Below are 14,325 nucleotides of genomic sequence, written 5' to 3'. Positions count from 1 at the left end.
GCGGTTCACGGCCGGGTGAGCCGGGGGCGGGGGCGGGGCGGACCCGGGGAGTGCGGTTCCGTCCGGCCGGAGGGGGCAGGTCCCCGGCCGGGCGCCCCGGTCGCGCGGCCCCGCCCCCGGCTCGGCTCAGCTTCCCCAGCGCAGTGCCGGGGTGTTCACGGGTGCGTCCCACAGGGACAGCATGTCGGCATCGGCCTTGCACACGGTGAGGGAAACGCCCGCCATGTCGAGGCTGGTCACATAGTTCCCGACGAGGTTGCGGGCGATGACCACCCCCCGGTCCGCGAGGGCGGCGGCGACCTCGTTGAAGACGACGTACAGCTCGATGAGAGGAGTGCCGCCCAGGCCGTTGACCATGACGATGGTCTCGTCGCCGGCGGCCAGTGGCTGGTCGGCGAGGATCGCGTCGAGGGCGGTGGCGACGATCTCCCTGGCCGAGCGGAGCTTCTCCCTGCGCCGGCCGGGCTCGCCGTGGATGCCGACGCCGACCTCCATCTCGTCCTCGGGCAGTTCGAAGCCCGGCCTGCCGGAGGCGGGAGTGGTGCAGGCGGTCAGCGCCACGGCGAAGGACCGGCTGGCGGCGTTGACCCGCTTGCCCATCTCGGCGACGGCGGCGAGGTCGGCGCCCTGCTCGGCGAGGGCGCCGGCGATCTTCTCGACGAAGACGGTCGCTCCGGTGCCGCGGCGGCCGGCGGTGAACGTGGAGTCCTGCACGGCGACGTCGTCGTCGACCAGGACGGTCTCGACGGTGAGGCCCTCGTCGGCGGCGAGTTCGGCGGCCATCTCGAAGTTGAGGACGTCGCCGGTGTAGTTCTTCACGACGAACACCACGCCCGCGCCGCCGTCGACGGCCTGCGCGGCGGCCAGCATCTGGTCGGGTACGGGCGAGGTGAACACCTCGCCCGGGCAGGCCGCGTCCAGCATGCCGAGTCCCACGAAGCCGCCGTGCAGGGGCTCGTGCCCGGAGCCGCCGCCGGAGACGAGGGCGACCTTGCCCGCCCTGGCGCCGCCCGCGCGGGCGATCACCTTCTTCGCCCGGTCGACCGTCAGCTCCGGGTGGGCCGCGGCGATCCCGGCCAGGGCGTCGTCCAGCACCGCCTCAGGCGCGTTGATGAGCTTCTTCACGACAGGGCTCCTTCGGCGGTGGCGGGCGCGGCGTCCCGGTTGTCGGCCGGGGCGGCGGATGCGCGGTGGGTGTTGAGGGCGGTGTAGAGGACACCGGCGGCGATGGCGCCGATCACCTCGGCGGCCAGGTAGACGGGCAGTTGGTCCCAGTGGACCGTTCCGCCGAAGAGCTGTCCGGTGATCATGGGGCCGAGTGTGCGGGCCGGGTTGATGGACGCCGCGGTGGCGGGTGCCACCGGGATGATGATGGCGAAGACGCCGAGCCCGATCGCCAGGCCCGCGAATCCGCCGGCCGCGCGCCGGTCGACGGCGCCGAAGACGACGAAGGCGAGGATGAACGTGCCGACGGCCTCGGCGAAGAACGCCTGACCGGCGCCGACGCCGGTGCCGTAGGCGGCGATGCCGAGGCCGACATCGACGGCCTTCTTGCCCAGCACTCCGACGATCGCGAGGGCGCCCAGCACCGCGCCGGCCACCTGGGCGGCGATGTAGCCGGGGACGTCCCGCCAGGGCATCTTCCCGGTGACGGCCAGCGCCAGGGTGACGGCCGGGTTGATCTGGCAGCCGGAGATGTGTCCGATCGCGTGGACCATGGCGATCACGGCCGTGGCGAAGGCCAGGGAGATCATGCCCAGTTGCGCCATGGTGAACGGCGCGTCGCCGCCGACGATGAGCGTTGCGGGGACCGAGCCGACGCCGATGAACACGAGCACCGCGGTGCCCAGCGCCTCGGCGAGAAGCTTCTGTGGGTAGGTGTTTTCTTCCATGGACGGCGCGCCGTGCCGGGCTGCGGCTCGGGGCGCTCACCTCCTCCGCGTTGAGCAGGCTGTGAGGTGGCCGCCAGGTGGTCGGGATTCGGGCGTCCTGGCGGCCGGCTCAGGGGAAACCGGTCGGCTCAGCCTCCGGCGAGGCGTTCATCATTGATGAACGTTGTTCCGGAAGTTAAGCCCGCGTTTCGCCCCTGTCAAGGGACCCGGCGCCGGGGCGGGCCGGGGCAGGCCGAAGGGCGGGCCGGGGCAGGCCGAAGGGCCGAACGGGAGCCCGAAAGCGGGGGGCTGGGAGCTACCGGCCCGGGCGGGACGCCTCGGACCAGGACGCAGGGCGCCAGGGCCGGGCGTCGGGCCGTGGCCGAGGCGGACGTCGGCCGAGGGTCAGACGCCGGGGAAGCCGACCCCGGGCGGGATGCCGAGGCCGGGCGGGATGCCGAGGCCGGGGCCGGAGCCCAAGCCGGAGAGTCGAGACAGACGCCGGAGTTGGGCCCGGGCGGCGGTGGCGGGCGGGGTTCAGGGGTTCGGGGCGTGGCAGGTTCCGCGGGGGGCGCCCAGGTCGCGGGAGAGGTTGCGGGCCGTCTCGCGCACCGTCACGGCGAGTTCCTGGCGGGCCGGCTGGGCCAGCACCCGCTCGACGGGGCCGACGACGCCGATGGCGCCGACCACCGCGCCGGAGCGGTCGAAGACGGGCGAGGCGATGCCCGCGTCACCGATGGCGGACTCCTGGTCCTCGACCGCGTAGCCGGTACGCAGGATCTCCTTCAACTGCCCGGCCAGCACCTCCCGTTCGGTGATGCTCGCGCCGGTGAGCACGGCCGGTTCGCCCGCGAGCAGCCGCTCGCGCTCGGCGGCCGGGCAGAACGCCACGATGGCCTTGCCCAGCGCGCAGGTGCTCCACGGGATGCTGGCGCCCACCTCGAGGATCTGCACGGTCGCCTCCGGCCGGAAGGCGTGGTGCACCACCAGGACGTGGTCGCCGGTGAGCACCGCCACCCACACCGCCTCGTTCGCCCGGGTGGCGAGCTGGTTCGCCCACGTCAGCGAGCGGGCGCGCAGCTCCTGGGTGTCCAGGTAGGCGTTGCCGAGCTGCAACAGGTCGGGGCCGAGCTGGTACTTGGAGCTGTCCCGGTCCTGCACCACCAGCCCCTCGGCCTCCAGCGTGCGCAGCAGCGCGTGCACGGTGGGCTTGGCCACGCCCAGGCGGTCGGCCAGCTCGGTCACACCGAGCCGGGGCCCGGTGGTCGCGAGCTCCCGCAAGATCTGCACCGCACGCTGCACCGCCTGCACCATCGAAAATTTCCCCTCGATTCAATATTGATGAACAGCGTTCCGAGATTTAACGTGACTGTTCATGAGCACCTCTGTCGGCATCGTACTCGTGTCACACAGCGCGGAGCTTGCCGCGGGCCTTCGCCTGCTGGTGGAGCAGATCGGCTCCGACACGGTCCCCCTCGCCGTCGCCGGAGGAACCGATGACGGCCGCATCGGCACCAGCTACGACCTCGTCCTGAACGCGATCCGGAACGCCGATCGCGGCGCCGGCGTGGTCGTCCTCCCCGACCTCGGCAGTTCCGTCCTGACCGCCCGCACCGTCCTGGAAGACCATCCCCGTCCCGACGTCACCATCGTCGACGCGCCCTTCGTCGAAGGGGCCGTCGCCGCCGTCGTCACCGCCGCGTCGGGCGCCGACCTCAAGACCGTCGCCGACGCCGCCAAGGAGGCCCGCAATGTCCCCAAGCTCTGACGCAACCGCCACGCCCGCCACCGCCACGCCCGCCATTGCCACGGCTGCCCACGAGGCCGCCGTCGTCCTGCCCGCCAACCTCCACGCCCGCCCCGCAGGTCAGCTTGCCCGCGCGGCGGCGGGGTTCACCAGCTCCATCGAGCTGGAGCACAACGGCCGCACCGTCAACCCGACCGGCGTCCTCGCCGTGATGGGGCTGGGCGCCATCACCGGCACCACCGTGACCGTCCGCGCCAAGGGCCCGGACGCCGAACAGGCCGTCACGGCGCTGACCGAGATCCTGGCCGCCGCCGAGTAGTCCGAGTAGTCCGGGCCGGTCCCTCCTCGCCGCGGTCGCCCCGCACCGAGGAGGGACGGGCCGCGTCACCGGCGGCCGCGCAGCTTTTCGAACCACCGCTGCGCCTGGGCGCGGCGGCGCGGGTCGGCCGCGGAGCGGCGTGCCTGCTCCATCGTGCGTCGCCCCTGCGGACTCCGCGCGAACTGCTTGATCCGTTCCATCACGGTGGACATGGCACTCCTTTCGCTCGGGGGCCCTGCTTGGCGTCAGGCCCCACGGCCTTCCGGTTACCCGGTGACGGTCGCTCCAGCCCCTTCCGGCCGAGAGTGGGCGGCCCCGCCGCGGCTTCCCTTGCAGCTTCCCGGCGCCGGACGGGCGCCCGGAGCCCGGCTGCCTGCTCCGACGGGCCGGGCCCGGCCGGACGGCCCTGAAATGGTTGAAGCGTCACCGCGGCAGCGGGCGCGGCCGATGCCGCGTTCCCGCAGGTCACGGTGGCCCGCCCGTGCAACGACCCGCGTGTCCGAAAGCGGGCTCGGCGTGTTGCACGCGGTCCCGCACCGCTGAAACCTTCGGCTCTTGAACGCATCGCCCGGCTCGTTCGCCGCGATTGTTCGGATTTCTCCTACACCGTTCGTTCAAGAGAAGCAGGGAGTCGTCTCATGCAGAGATGGATGAACCGGTCCATCGCGACCGCAGGCCTCGCCACGGCTTTGATCCTCCCCTCCGCGCTCCGGGCCCCCGCCGCCGTGGCGGCGGCCCTGACGCCGGCCCCGTCCTGCATGGCGATGTACGAGAGCTGGCGGTACACCAACGCCGCCAACGACTGCGCCGGCACGCAGAGCGTGACGGTCGTCTACCAGGACGGCGCGACCGGCCTGTGCTACACGCTCGCGCCGGGCGCGTTCAGCACGGTCGGCGAGGGATACCTGGGCCTGCACGGCCACGCCGACCACCTCGCCGTCTGCGAACCGTCCTGACGGCAGCCGCCGGCCGTCCCTGCCACAGCTCGGCGCCGTCGCACACGTCCTCGTGGTCGTACGTGTCGATCATGCCGATGACGATCAGCGCACTCCTGCTCATGCCCGCCGGGTTCCGTCCCACGGGTCGGCCACTCCTGCCCGGTGGCCGACCCGGTCCGCCGGGCCGGTCCGCCGGGCCGTTCAGCTCCGGCTGTCGGCGAGCGCTCCTCGGCAACTGCGCACCAGGTCGGCGTACACCTTCGCGCTGGGCTTCGGGCGGCGGCGGAACGTCGTGCGGTCGACCTCGTGCAGACCCAACTGGGCGCCGTAGCCGAAGATCCACTCGAAGTTGTCCATGAGCGTCCAGTGGCAGTAGCCGAGGACGGGCGTGCCGACGGCCACCTCGGTCGCGAGCGCTTCGACGGCGGCGGGGATGAAGGCGGCCCGCTGCGTGTCGTCCGGGGTCTGGATGCCGTGCTCGGTGACCAGGACCGGCACGCCGGACACCTCGTGGGCGTAGCGCACGGCGCCGGCGAGGGAGCCCGGCTCGATGACCGTGCCCATGCCGTTGAGCTCGCCCTCGGGGGTGACCTCGCCGTCTGGGCCGTGGACGACGCGCTCGTAGTTCTGCACGCCGATGAAGTCGTCCTGGCGTGCCTCGCGCAGCCAGTGGTCGTAGACGGCGGCGCGCTTGGCGTCACGGCGCGCCTCGCCGCCGGGGACCGCGACCTCGTCGGCGATGGCGATGGAGACGCCGACCGGCAGGTCGCCGCGGCGGGCCTTGACGGCCTCGCGGGCGGCGCGGTGGGCGCGGGTGAACGCCTCCTGGAACTCCGTCTGCCGGTGGGCGGGGATGACGTTGGCGCTGGCGTAGGTGCCGCTGCCGGCGGCGCGGGCGGCGGCTTCGAGCATCCGCGTCTTGAGCGCCTCCGCCTCGGGCGGCAGTTTCGCGCCCGCCTGCAGCAGTTGTTCGAGGTTGGGTTCGTTGAGGGTGATGGCGTAGGCGATGCGGTCGCCGAAGCGCGCCATGACGCGGTCGCACTGTTCGGCGAAGCGGGCCGGGGCGTCGGGGGCGGTCCAGGAACCGGCGGCCGCGAACCAGTGCGGGGCGGTGAAGTGGCTGAAGGTGACCAGCGGCGCGAGTCCCCGTTCGAGGCAGCCGTCGACCATGCGCTCGTAGTGGTCCAGGGCCTCGACGGAGACGACGCCGCGCTCGGGTTCGACGCGGGCCCACTCGACGGAGAAGCGGAAGGCGCTCAGCCCGAGTCCGGCGACCAGGTCCAGGTCCGTCTCCCACTGCCGGTAGCCCTGGCACGCCGGTCCGCTGGGCTCGCGGAACAGCGAAGGGGCGGTGTGCTCCAGGAACCAGGTGTCGCTGGCGCTGTTGTCGCCCTCGTTCTGGTGGCCCGCGGTGGCGACGCCCCACAGGAAGGTGTCGGGCAGGGTGATCGATGTCATGGGTGCTCCTTGCACCGGTCCGGGGACCGGTGAGCGGGTGGTGGGGAGGCGCGTGATCGCGGCGTCAGGGCGTGGTCGCGGCCAGTGGGGCGCGGAAGGTGTGCCGGCCGGGGCCGGCCTGCCTGGGCTCCGCGCCGGGCAGGTCGACCGTCGCGGTGACGTGGGGCGGCACGACGACGTCGACGAGCAGTTCGCCGTCTTCGACGCGCCAGGCGGTCCCGGCCCGGCCGTACGGCGTGTCGTGCTCGGCCCGGGCCCAGGTCAGACCGGCTCCGGGGCGGGGCCGGACCGACAGCCGCCGGTAGCCGGGCTCGGCGGGGGCCAGCCCGGCGACGGTGCGGTGCATCCAGTCGGCGACGGCGCCGAGCGCGTAGTGGTTGAAGGAGGTCATCTCGCCGGGGTTGACGCTGCCGTCGGGGAGCATGCTGTCCCAGCGCTCCCACACGGTCGTGGCGCCCATGTCCACCTGGTGGAGCCAGGAGGGGCAGACCCGCTGGGTCAGCAGCCGGTAGGCGGTGCCGACGTGCCCGGTGTCGGTGAGCGCGTCGCACACCAGCGGGGTGCCGAGGAAGCCGGTGCCGATGCGGTGGCCTCCCCCGGCCACCAGCCCGGCCAGCCGGCGTCCCGCCTCGGCGCGCTCGGTGGCGCCCTCCAGCAGGCGGAACGCCAGGGCGAGGGCGTAGGCGGTCTGGGTCTGTTCCGTCAGGCGCCCGCCGCCGGCGTGGAAGCGGGCGAGGAAGGCGTCGCGGACCGCGTCGGCCAGGGCGTGGTACCGGGCGGCGTCGCCCGCCTCGCCCAGCACCTCCGCGGTGCGGGCCAGCAGCCGCGCGGAGTGGGCGAAGTAGGCGGTGGCGACGAGGACGGACGACGTCATCGCGCGGCCGGGGTCGTCCGCCGGGGCGGACGGGTCCAGCCAGTCGCCGAACTGGAACCCCTCGCCCCAGGTCCGCTCCGGACCGGCGATGCGGTCGACGGCGTCGACCCAGGCGCGCATCGAGGGGTACTGGGCGCGCAGGACGCCGGTGTCGCCGTAGCGCTCGTACAGCACCCACGGGACGATGACGGCCGCGTCGCACCAGCCGGCCATCGGCGGGTTGCCGGGCGGCAGGGGCACCGGGGTGATCACCGGGATGTCGGGGCTGAACACGGGCGGCACGCGCCGCTCGTCGGTCTCCTGGTCGGCGGCGAGGTCGCGCAGCCAGGAGCGCAGGAAGTCGCGGACGTCGTAGAGGAAGGCGGCGGTGGGGGCGAAGACCTGGACGTCGCCGGTCCAGCCGAGCCGTTCGTCGCGCTGGGGGCAGTCGGTGGGCACGTCGACGAAGTTGCCGCGCATGCCCCACACCACGTTCTCGTGCAGCCTGTTCAGGGAGGTGTCGGAGCAGGAGAACCAGCCCGTGCGGCGCAGGTCGCTGTGGACGACCACGGCGGTGACGTCGGCGGGGTCGAGCGGGCCGGGCCAGCCCTCGACGTCGGCGTAGCGGAAGCCGTGGAAGGTGAAGCGGGGCTCCCACTCCTCCCCCGCCGGGTCACCGCGCAGGACATAGCGGTCGGTGGCGGTGGCGTGCCGCAGCGGTCGCGTGCACAGGTCGCCGTCCTGCAGGACCTCGGCGTGGCGGAGGGTGACCGCGCGGCCGGCCTCGCCGCGCACCCGGATGCGCAGCCGCCCGACGAGGTTCTGGCCGAAGTCGAGGATCGTGCGGCCGGTGGGCGAGGTGGTCACCGCGACGGGGGCGAGGTGCTCGATACGGCGCACCGGTGGGCTGTCGGCCGGGAAGAGCACGCCGGTGTCGAAGTCCAGGACCGCGGCGGGCCGCCACGCCGAGTCGTCGAAGCCCGCCTCGCTGAAGCCGGCCCGCTCGCGGCGGGCGTCGTACTCCTCGCCCTCGTACAGGCCGGCGGACAGGACCGGCCCGGGGCTCCAGCGCCAGCCTTCCCCGGTGGCGACGGTGTCGGCGGAGCCGTCGGCGTACTCGATGCGGAGTTCGGCGAGCAGCCCGGTGTGCGGGCCGTAGATGTCCCGGGTGCCGCCGTTGAAGCCGAGCAGGCCCCGGTACCAGCCGTCGGCCAGGTGGGCGGCCCAGGCGTTGCGTCCCTCGCGGACCAGGTCGGTGACGTCGAAGGACTGGTAGCGGTGGCGGTGGCGGTAGCTCGTCCAGCCGGGGGCCAGGACGTGGTCGCCCACCACGCCGCCGTTGATCTCCAGTTCGTAGACGCCGAGCGCCGTGACCAGCAGTCGGGCCGACCGTACGGCCGCCCGGGCGGTGAACTCCGCCCGCAGCAGCGCCGCCGGGCGGGGCCCGTCGGCGGGCTCGGGGGCGGGCTCGACGGCCTCGGGGTCGGAGGGGTGGGGACTGACGACTCGTGCGGTCCAGTGGTGGTGCATGGCGGCCTTTCTCAGCACCGGGGGTGAGCAGGGTCGATCATGCGGCGAATACCTAGTGAAAGCTAGGTATTCATTGACGTGACGTGCGTCACACTACGCTTGGATTTGCGTCATGCCCATGTCAATCCGAGCAAGCCGAGCCCCACCGGCATCCCCCAGCCCGCCGTCTACAACCCCTGCCCGTCGGTGGAGATGACCCGCAGGAGCCGGTCGAGGTGGCCGCGCATGACGGCAACGAGGTCGAAGGACCGCCCGCCGGCCAGCCACTGCTGGAGCAGCCCCGCGTCCAGGGCCGCGCACTCCCGGGCGATGGCCTCGTGGTCCAGGTCCGGCCGCAGCTCACCGGTGGCGCTGCCGACCCGCAGCCGGTCGGCGAGTTCCCTGACGCCCTTCTCCTGCCAGGTGGTGAAGTGCTCGTGCGCCGGATGGTCGGGCGCGGTGGCCTCGGCGGTGAGGACGACGGCCAGCTCGACCATGCCGGGCATGGTCAGCGTCTCGGCCGTGTCCTCCAGGTGACAGCGGAAGGCGTCCCGCACCGAGTCCGAGACCCGCTGCCAGCGCACGTCCATCCGCTCGTGCCAGTACTCGACGACCGCCAGGAGCAGTTGCTGCTTGTCCCGGAAGTGGTGCAGCAGCCCGGCGTCGGTGATCTCGGCGTCGCGGGCGATGCGCGCGAGGGAGGTCTTGCGGTAGCCGTCCCGGCCGAAGCGCAGCAGCGCGGCTTCGAGGATCTGCGTGCGCCGCGCCCGGCCCGCCGTGTACTGGCCGCGCGGCCCCCTGGGTGTCGCCATGCCAGAACCCTACCGGCGGCAACCGGGGCGGCCACGGGCCCGTCGACCACCCCGGAAACACCGAGTGACGTGGGTCACACTCCTGAAACCTGGCAACCACTAGGTGTTCGGCTTCATCATCGACGTCACGCGCCGACGGATTGCCGCGCTGTCACGTCCCCGTGAGCGACGTGTTACGCCGCACCTCTGCTGCGCACCCCACACCCCCGCGCTTACTCTCCCCTCGGCACCTCCGTGAAAGGAGGGCTGGCATGACGCCGACGTCATCAAGCCCCTCAGTCGACTCCGCAGCACGCTCCGACGCGGGCGGACGGTGGACTCCCCGCCTCGTCCTGCTGCTGGTCGCGCTCGCCTGGCCGACCCAGTTGCTGGCTGCGGGCGGCATCCTCGGCGCCAACGCCACGGCGGGCGTCGCGCAGGCCTTCCACACCACCCAGGTGGTGTGGTTCGGCCTGACGCTGACCCTGACGTCCACCCTGCTCACACCGTTCGTGATCAAGCTCGGGGACCTGTACGGCAAGAGACGCGTGATGCTCGCCATGACCGCCCTGGGCGCTCTCGGCGAGGCCCTGGCCGCCATGGCCGGCAGCTTCTGGCTCGTTCTCGCGGGCCGCGCGATCGCCGGTTTCTACGGCCCGTTCGGCGCCCTGTCGTTCGCCGCGGTGCGGGACGTCTTCCCGCCCCGACTGGTCAAGCCGGCCAGCGGCATCATGGGCAGCAGCGTCGGCCTGGTCGCCCTCGTCTCCCCGTTCCTGGCGGGCTGGCTGGTCGACGGCTGGGGCTACCGCGGCGCCCTGTGGTTCCTCGCCGCCGCCACCGCCGTCGCCTTCGCGCTGGTCGCGCTGCTGGTCCCGGAGACGCCGCGGCACGCCTTCGACTCCGGCTTCGACTGGCTCGGCGGACTGGTCCTCGGCGGCGGTCTGACAGCCGTGGTCTACGCCGTCGGCCAGGGGCAGAGCTGGGGCTGGGCGGACCCGCGCACCCTGGGCTGGCTGGCTGGCTGGCGGCGCGATCGCGCTGGTCGCGTTCCTGTTCGTGGAGCGTTCCAGCGCCCACCCCATCCTGGACCTGCGGGTGCTGCGCCGCCGCCCGGTCGCCCTGGCGCTGACCGCGGGCGGCCTCGCCCAGACGGTCGCCTTCACCATGCCGGGCCTGGCCATCCTGCTCGCCCTCTACCCCCACATCCCCGGCGTCTCGGCCGGCCTGGGATGGAGCGCCCACCACAACGCCGTCGTGAGCGTCAGCTGGAACCTGGTGATGTTCGGCGCCGGCCTGCTGGCCAGCCGCATGCTGCGCCGCTTCGACGCGCGCCGGATCTGGTGCGCCGGTCTCCTGGTGATGGCCCTGGGCTACGCCCTCGTCGGCTTCCGGCACGGCAACGAACTCGAACTCATCCTGACCTCCTGCGTCGCCAACGTCGGCTCCGGCATCGTCGTCGCCGGGGCGCCGGCCCTCGTGGTCGGCGTCGTCACCCGCGACGAGCAGGGCCTCGGCAGCGGCATGCTGAACATGCTGCTCAGCCTGTTCGGCGCCATCGTCACCGCCGGCGCCTACGCCGTCCTCTCCGCGGACAGCACCGTCGTCGACGGCACCGCCTTCTACCTGGACACCGGCTACTCCTGGATCTTCTGGCTCGGCGCCCTGGTCGCCCTGGTGGCGCTGGCACTCTCCCTGTTCATCCCGCCCCTGCGCGACCCCGAGGAGGAGGACGCGCCGCCCGTCACCGCCGCCGCCTGAACCCCTCTCGCCCCGCCGTGCGCCGCACGGCGGGGCGAGACGGTCGGCGCCGTTCGTCAGCCCTGCCGGCGGGCGGCGTCCCGCGTGGAGCGGAAGGTCCAGTGCCCGGAGCCGACCCGGTACGCCGCTGCGGCGTCCCCGGCACGCAGCAGGTGCGCCTCCTCGGGCGCGCGGGCGGCGCCGCCGAGCAGCGGGACATGAACCTCGGCGGTGCTGCCGGCGGGCACATCCACCGTCAGCCGGAAGCCGTCCGCGCCGCGCTCCCGGTCGGTGCGGGCGACACCGTACGGCGTGCGGTACTGCGGTGCCGCCGCCGCACCAGCATGGCGAGGGTCCGGTCGCCGTCCACCACACTCGGCGTTCCGCCGCGAAGGCCGGGGCGGCCGGGGCGGCGCGTCGCCGGGCCCGGCACGGACGTACGGGCGGCCGGGGTGGCGCGTCGCCGGGCCCGGCACGGACGTACGGACGCGCCGGCGCTCCCCCGGCGGCCGGCGCCGTCGTGACCGGGTCGCCGGACGGGCGGGACACAGCCGCGGCACCGGCGTTGCGCGCTTTCCGGCCGTGTTCACCCGGATGATCCACCACCGTGTTCGCTCGCGACCGCGAGGGTACCCGCCGTGTCGCTGTGCCCGAGTGCAGCCCACTCCCGCGCGCGGCACCGCCCCCGTCGAAAGGTACGAATGCAGTGAGCGAGAAGAAGAACCCGGTGACAGCGGCCGCGGAGAAGGTCGTCGAGAAGGTGCAGGAGGCGGTTTCGCCGGGCAACGAGATTCCCGGCGCCCCGAGCCCGCAGGCCCCGCCGGTCGAGGAGCCGACGCAGGCGCGCGAGCCGCTGCCGCCCAAGCCCGACCAGCGCGGACCGGACACCTACAGCCCGACCGGACACCCCACCGGGAGCCCGCAGGGCGACGTCGCCCAGCAGGGCGCCTACGCGACCACCGCCCAGGGCGCCCGCCTGTACGACACCGACCACTCGCTGAAGGCGGGTCCCCGTGGCCCGGTCCTGCTCCAGGACCATCACCTGCGCGAGAAGATCACCCATTTCGACCACGAGCGCATCCCCGAGCGGGTGGTCCACGCCCGCGGGGCCGCAGCACACGGCGTCTTCCGGTCCTACGGCACCGCGACGGGCGTCACCAGGGCCGCGTTCCTCGCCGAGGGCGCCGAGACGCCGGTGTTCGTCCGGTTCTCCACGGTGCTGGGCTCGCGCGGCTCCGCCGACACCGTGCGCGACACACGCGGTTTCGCCACGAAGTTCTACACCGGTGAGGGCGTCTTCGACCTGGTCGGCAACAACATCCCGGTGTTCTTCATCCAGGACGCGATCAAGTTCCCCGACGTCATCCACGCCGGCAAGCCACATCCCGACCGTGAGATCCCGCAGGCGCAGAGCGCCCACGACACGTTCTGGGACTTCGTCACGCTCCACACCGAGGCGACCCACCACACGCTGTGGAACATGTCCGACCGCGGCATCCCGCGCTCGTTCCGGATGATGGAGGGATTCGGCGTCCACACCTTCCGGCTGGTCAACGCCGAGGGCGCGACCACGCTGGTGAAGTTCCACTGGAAGCCGAAGCTGGGCGTGCACTCGCAGGTGTGGGAGGAGGCGCAGATCACCGCGGGCGTGGACCCCGACTTCCACCGCCGTGACCTCGCCGACGCGATCGAGGCCGGCGCGTTCCCCCAGTGGGAGCTGGGTGTGCAGACGTTCCCGGACACCGAGGACCAGATGTTCGAGGGCATCGACCTGCTGGACCCGACGAAGATCGTGCCCGAGGAACTGGCGCCGGTGCAGCCCATCGGTCTGATGACGCTCGACAAGAACCCGTCGAACTTCTTCGCCGAGACGGAGCAGGTCGCCTTCCACGTCGGGCACCTGGTCCCCGGCATCGACGTCACCAACGACCCGCTGCTGCAGGGCCGCCTGTTCTCCTACCTCGACACGCAGATCACCCGGCTGGGCGGCCCCAATTTCGCCCAGCTGCCGATCAATCGCCCGCACGCGCCCGTCAACGACATGCTGCGCGACGGCATGCACCAGACCGCGGTGCACCGGGGCGTGGCGCCCTACCGGCCCAACTCCCTCGACGGCGGCTGCCCGTTCATGGCGGGCGCGGACACCGGCGCCTACATCGAGGTGCCGGCCGAGGTGCCCGCCGCCCGCAAGGTGCGGGACGCGGCGGCGTCCTTCGACGACCACTTCAGCCAGCCCCGGCTGTTCTGGCTGAGCATGTCCCCCACCGAGCGCGAGCACATCGTCGCCGCCTACACCTTCGAACTGGGCAAGTGCTACGAGCAGTCGGTCAAGGAGCGAGGGCTGCGGGTGCTCGCCAACATCGACTCCGAGCTGTGCGCCCGGGTCGCGGCCGGTCTGGGGCTCCCGGCTCCGGAGGCGACCGTCCCGCCGACGGCCGTCGAGCCCAGCCCGGCGCTGTCCCAGCTCGGCGAGGAGTGGCCGGTCGACGGCCGTGTCGTCGGCATCGTCACCGACGGCGCCGACGGCCTGGACCAGGTGCGCGAGGTACGCCGGGCGGTCCTCGGCGCCGGAATGGTCCCGCTGGTGATCGCGCCGTCCGGCGGCACGCTGGGCGACGGCGACGCGGTCACCGTGCAGCGCACCTTCGCCACCGCCCGGTCCACCGAGTTCGACGCGATCCTGCTGGCGGGGGCGCCCGCTCCGGCGGCCGACGCCTACGGTGCCCGTGAGGCGAAGGCCGACGACGTCGCCGCGCGGCTCACCGCCCTCGACCCCCGGGTGCTGCTGATGGTCACGGAGGCGTTCCGGCACGGCAAGGCGCTCGGCGCCTGGGGCAAGGGAACGGACGCCCTGCAGGCCGCCGGTCTGCCCGTGGGCGCGGCCGGCGTGGTCACCGGTGACGCCGCGGCCCCGGTCCTGGAGACCGTCACCGGCCTGCTGCGCGGGCACCGCGCCTGGGACCGCTTCGCCCCGGCTCTGTGAGGCGGCGTGTCCCATGAGGGGCACGAGAAAGGCCGGGTGACCGCCGTCCTTCCCGGACACGCGCGAACGGTGTCCGGGAAGGGCGGCGGTCGTGCATCCGTCCGGTGCCGTTGTCCCGC

13 protein-coding genes and 1 pseudogene are annotated in these 14,325 nt (G+C 73.3%); 6 read left to right on the top strand and 8 right to left on the bottom strand.

All coding sequences use genetic code 11. From position 1 onward, the window contains the following. Positions 1 to 126: 126 nt before the first annotated feature. From dhaK to ACH4ZX_RS27900, 3 genes are all read right to left on the bottom strand, one after another. Positions 127 to 1,125, bottom strand: coding sequence for a dihydroxyacetone kinase subunit DhaK (gene dhaK / locus ACH4ZX_RS27910; protein ID WP_398278310.1), 999 nt, complete (start codon positions 1,123 to 1,125; stop codon positions 127 to 129). After that, the gene (locus tag ACH4ZX_RS27905; RefSeq protein ID WP_398278307.1) at positions 1,122 to 1,892 is read right to left on the bottom strand and encodes an MIP/aquaporin family protein; all 771 of its coding nucleotides are present in this window, start codon (positions 1,890 to 1,892) and stop codon (positions 1,122 to 1,124) included. The genes dhaK and ACH4ZX_RS27905 overlap by 4 nt, the downstream gene beginning before the upstream one ends. Positions 1,893 to 2,408: 516 nt before the next feature. Next, positions 2,409 to 3,185, bottom strand: coding sequence for an IclR family transcriptional regulator (locus ACH4ZX_RS27900; protein ID WP_398278304.1), 777 nt, complete (start codon positions 3,183 to 3,185; stop codon positions 2,409 to 2,411). A gap of 61 nt (positions 3,186 to 3,246) precedes the next feature. On the opposite strand from ACH4ZX_RS27900, the gene dhaM reads away from it, so the two are divergent. Both dhaM and ACH4ZX_RS27890 read left to right on the top strand, forming a co-directional pair. Next, entirely contained in the window at positions 3,247 to 3,639 is a 393-nt protein-coding gene (gene dhaM, locus ACH4ZX_RS27895; RefSeq protein WP_398278301.1) for a dihydroxyacetone kinase phosphoryl donor subunit DhaM, read from the top strand. Further along, positions 3,623 to 3,937 (top strand): HPr family phosphocarrier protein, encoded by a 315-nt coding sequence (locus ACH4ZX_RS27890; RefSeq protein WP_398278298.1) that lies wholly within the window; start codon positions 3,623 to 3,625, stop codon positions 3,935 to 3,937. Before dhaM ends, ACH4ZX_RS27890 begins: the two co-directional genes overlap by 17 nt. A gap of 65 nt (positions 3,938 to 4,002) precedes the next feature. Here the strand turns inward: ACH4ZX_RS27890 and ACH4ZX_RS27885 are convergent, their stop codons facing one another. After that, positions 4,003 to 4,149 carry a hypothetical protein gene (locus ACH4ZX_RS27885; protein WP_398278295.1) on the bottom strand — a complete coding sequence of 49 codons (147 nt, stop codon included), beginning with the start codon at positions 4,147 to 4,149 and terminating at the stop codon, positions 4,003 to 4,005. A gap of 426 nt (positions 4,150 to 4,575) precedes the next feature. Here ACH4ZX_RS27885 and ACH4ZX_RS27880 point away from each other — a divergent pair, with 426 nt between their 5' ends. Then, the gene (locus ACH4ZX_RS27880) at positions 4,576 to 4,893 is read left to right on the top strand and encodes a hypothetical protein (protein ID WP_398278292.1); all 318 of its coding nucleotides are present in this window, start codon (positions 4,576 to 4,578) and stop codon (positions 4,891 to 4,893) included. 183 nt (positions 4,894 to 5,076) lie between these two features. Here the strand turns inward: ACH4ZX_RS27880 and ACH4ZX_RS27875 are convergent, their stop codons facing one another. The 3 genes from ACH4ZX_RS27875 to ACH4ZX_RS27865 all read right to left on the bottom strand — a co-directional run bounded on the left by ACH4ZX_RS27875 (position 5,077) and on the right by ACH4ZX_RS27865 (position 9,507). Further along, positions 5,077 to 6,333 carry a family 1 glycosylhydrolase gene (locus tag ACH4ZX_RS27875; RefSeq protein ID WP_398278289.1) on the bottom strand — a complete coding sequence of 419 codons (1,257 nt, stop codon included), beginning with the start codon at positions 6,331 to 6,333 and terminating at the stop codon, positions 5,077 to 5,079. A 64-nt stretch (positions 6,334 to 6,397) separates the two neighbouring features. Next, entirely contained in the window at positions 6,398 to 8,716 is a 2,319-nt protein-coding gene (locus ACH4ZX_RS27870) for a family 78 glycoside hydrolase catalytic domain (RefSeq protein ID WP_398278286.1), read from the bottom strand. Positions 8,717 to 8,883: 167 nt separating this feature from the next. Continuing rightward, the gene (locus ACH4ZX_RS27865; protein ID WP_398278284.1) at positions 8,884 to 9,507 is read right to left on the bottom strand and encodes a TetR/AcrR family transcriptional regulator; all 624 of its coding nucleotides are present in this window, start codon (positions 9,505 to 9,507) and stop codon (positions 8,884 to 8,886) included. 251 nt (positions 9,508 to 9,758) lie between these two features. Here ACH4ZX_RS27865 and ACH4ZX_RS27860 point away from each other — a divergent pair. Together ACH4ZX_RS27860 and ACH4ZX_RS27855 are read left to right on the top strand one after the other, a co-directional pair. Beyond that, positions 9,759 to 10,316 (top strand): annotated as a pseudogene (locus tag ACH4ZX_RS27860) (MFS transporter); the annotation flags it as partial. Between the two features lie 226 nt (positions 10,317 to 10,542). Beyond that, positions 10,543 to 11,244: an MFS transporter gene (locus ACH4ZX_RS27855; RefSeq protein ID WP_398278281.1), complete on the top strand. Its 702-nt coding sequence runs from the start codon at positions 10,543 to 10,545 to the stop codon at positions 11,242 to 11,244. Positions 11,245 to 11,300: 56 nt separating this feature from the next. On the opposite strand, the gene ACH4ZX_RS27850 is transcribed toward ACH4ZX_RS27855, so the two are convergent. Continuing rightward, a complete protein-coding gene (locus tag ACH4ZX_RS27850) occupies positions 11,301 to 11,699 on the bottom strand; it encodes an alpha-L-rhamnosidase C-terminal domain-containing protein (RefSeq protein ID WP_398278278.1) in 399 nt (132 codons plus the stop codon). 230 nt (positions 11,700 to 11,929) lie between these two features. Here ACH4ZX_RS27850 and ACH4ZX_RS27845 point away from each other — a divergent pair, with 230 nt between their 5' ends. After that, positions 11,930 to 14,206, top strand: coding sequence for a catalase (locus ACH4ZX_RS27845; protein WP_398278275.1), 2,277 nt, complete (start codon positions 11,930 to 11,932; stop codon positions 14,204 to 14,206). Positions 14,207 to 14,325 lie beyond the last annotated feature (119 nt).

This window comes from Streptomyces sp. NPDC020490 (genome assembly GCF_044335305.1).
Classification (GTDB): domain Bacteria; phylum Actinomycetota; class Actinomycetes; order Streptomycetales; family Streptomycetaceae; genus Streptomyces.
Note: the sequence above shows the minus strand (reverse complement) of the source record. Positions and strands in the feature narration are given on the sequence as shown.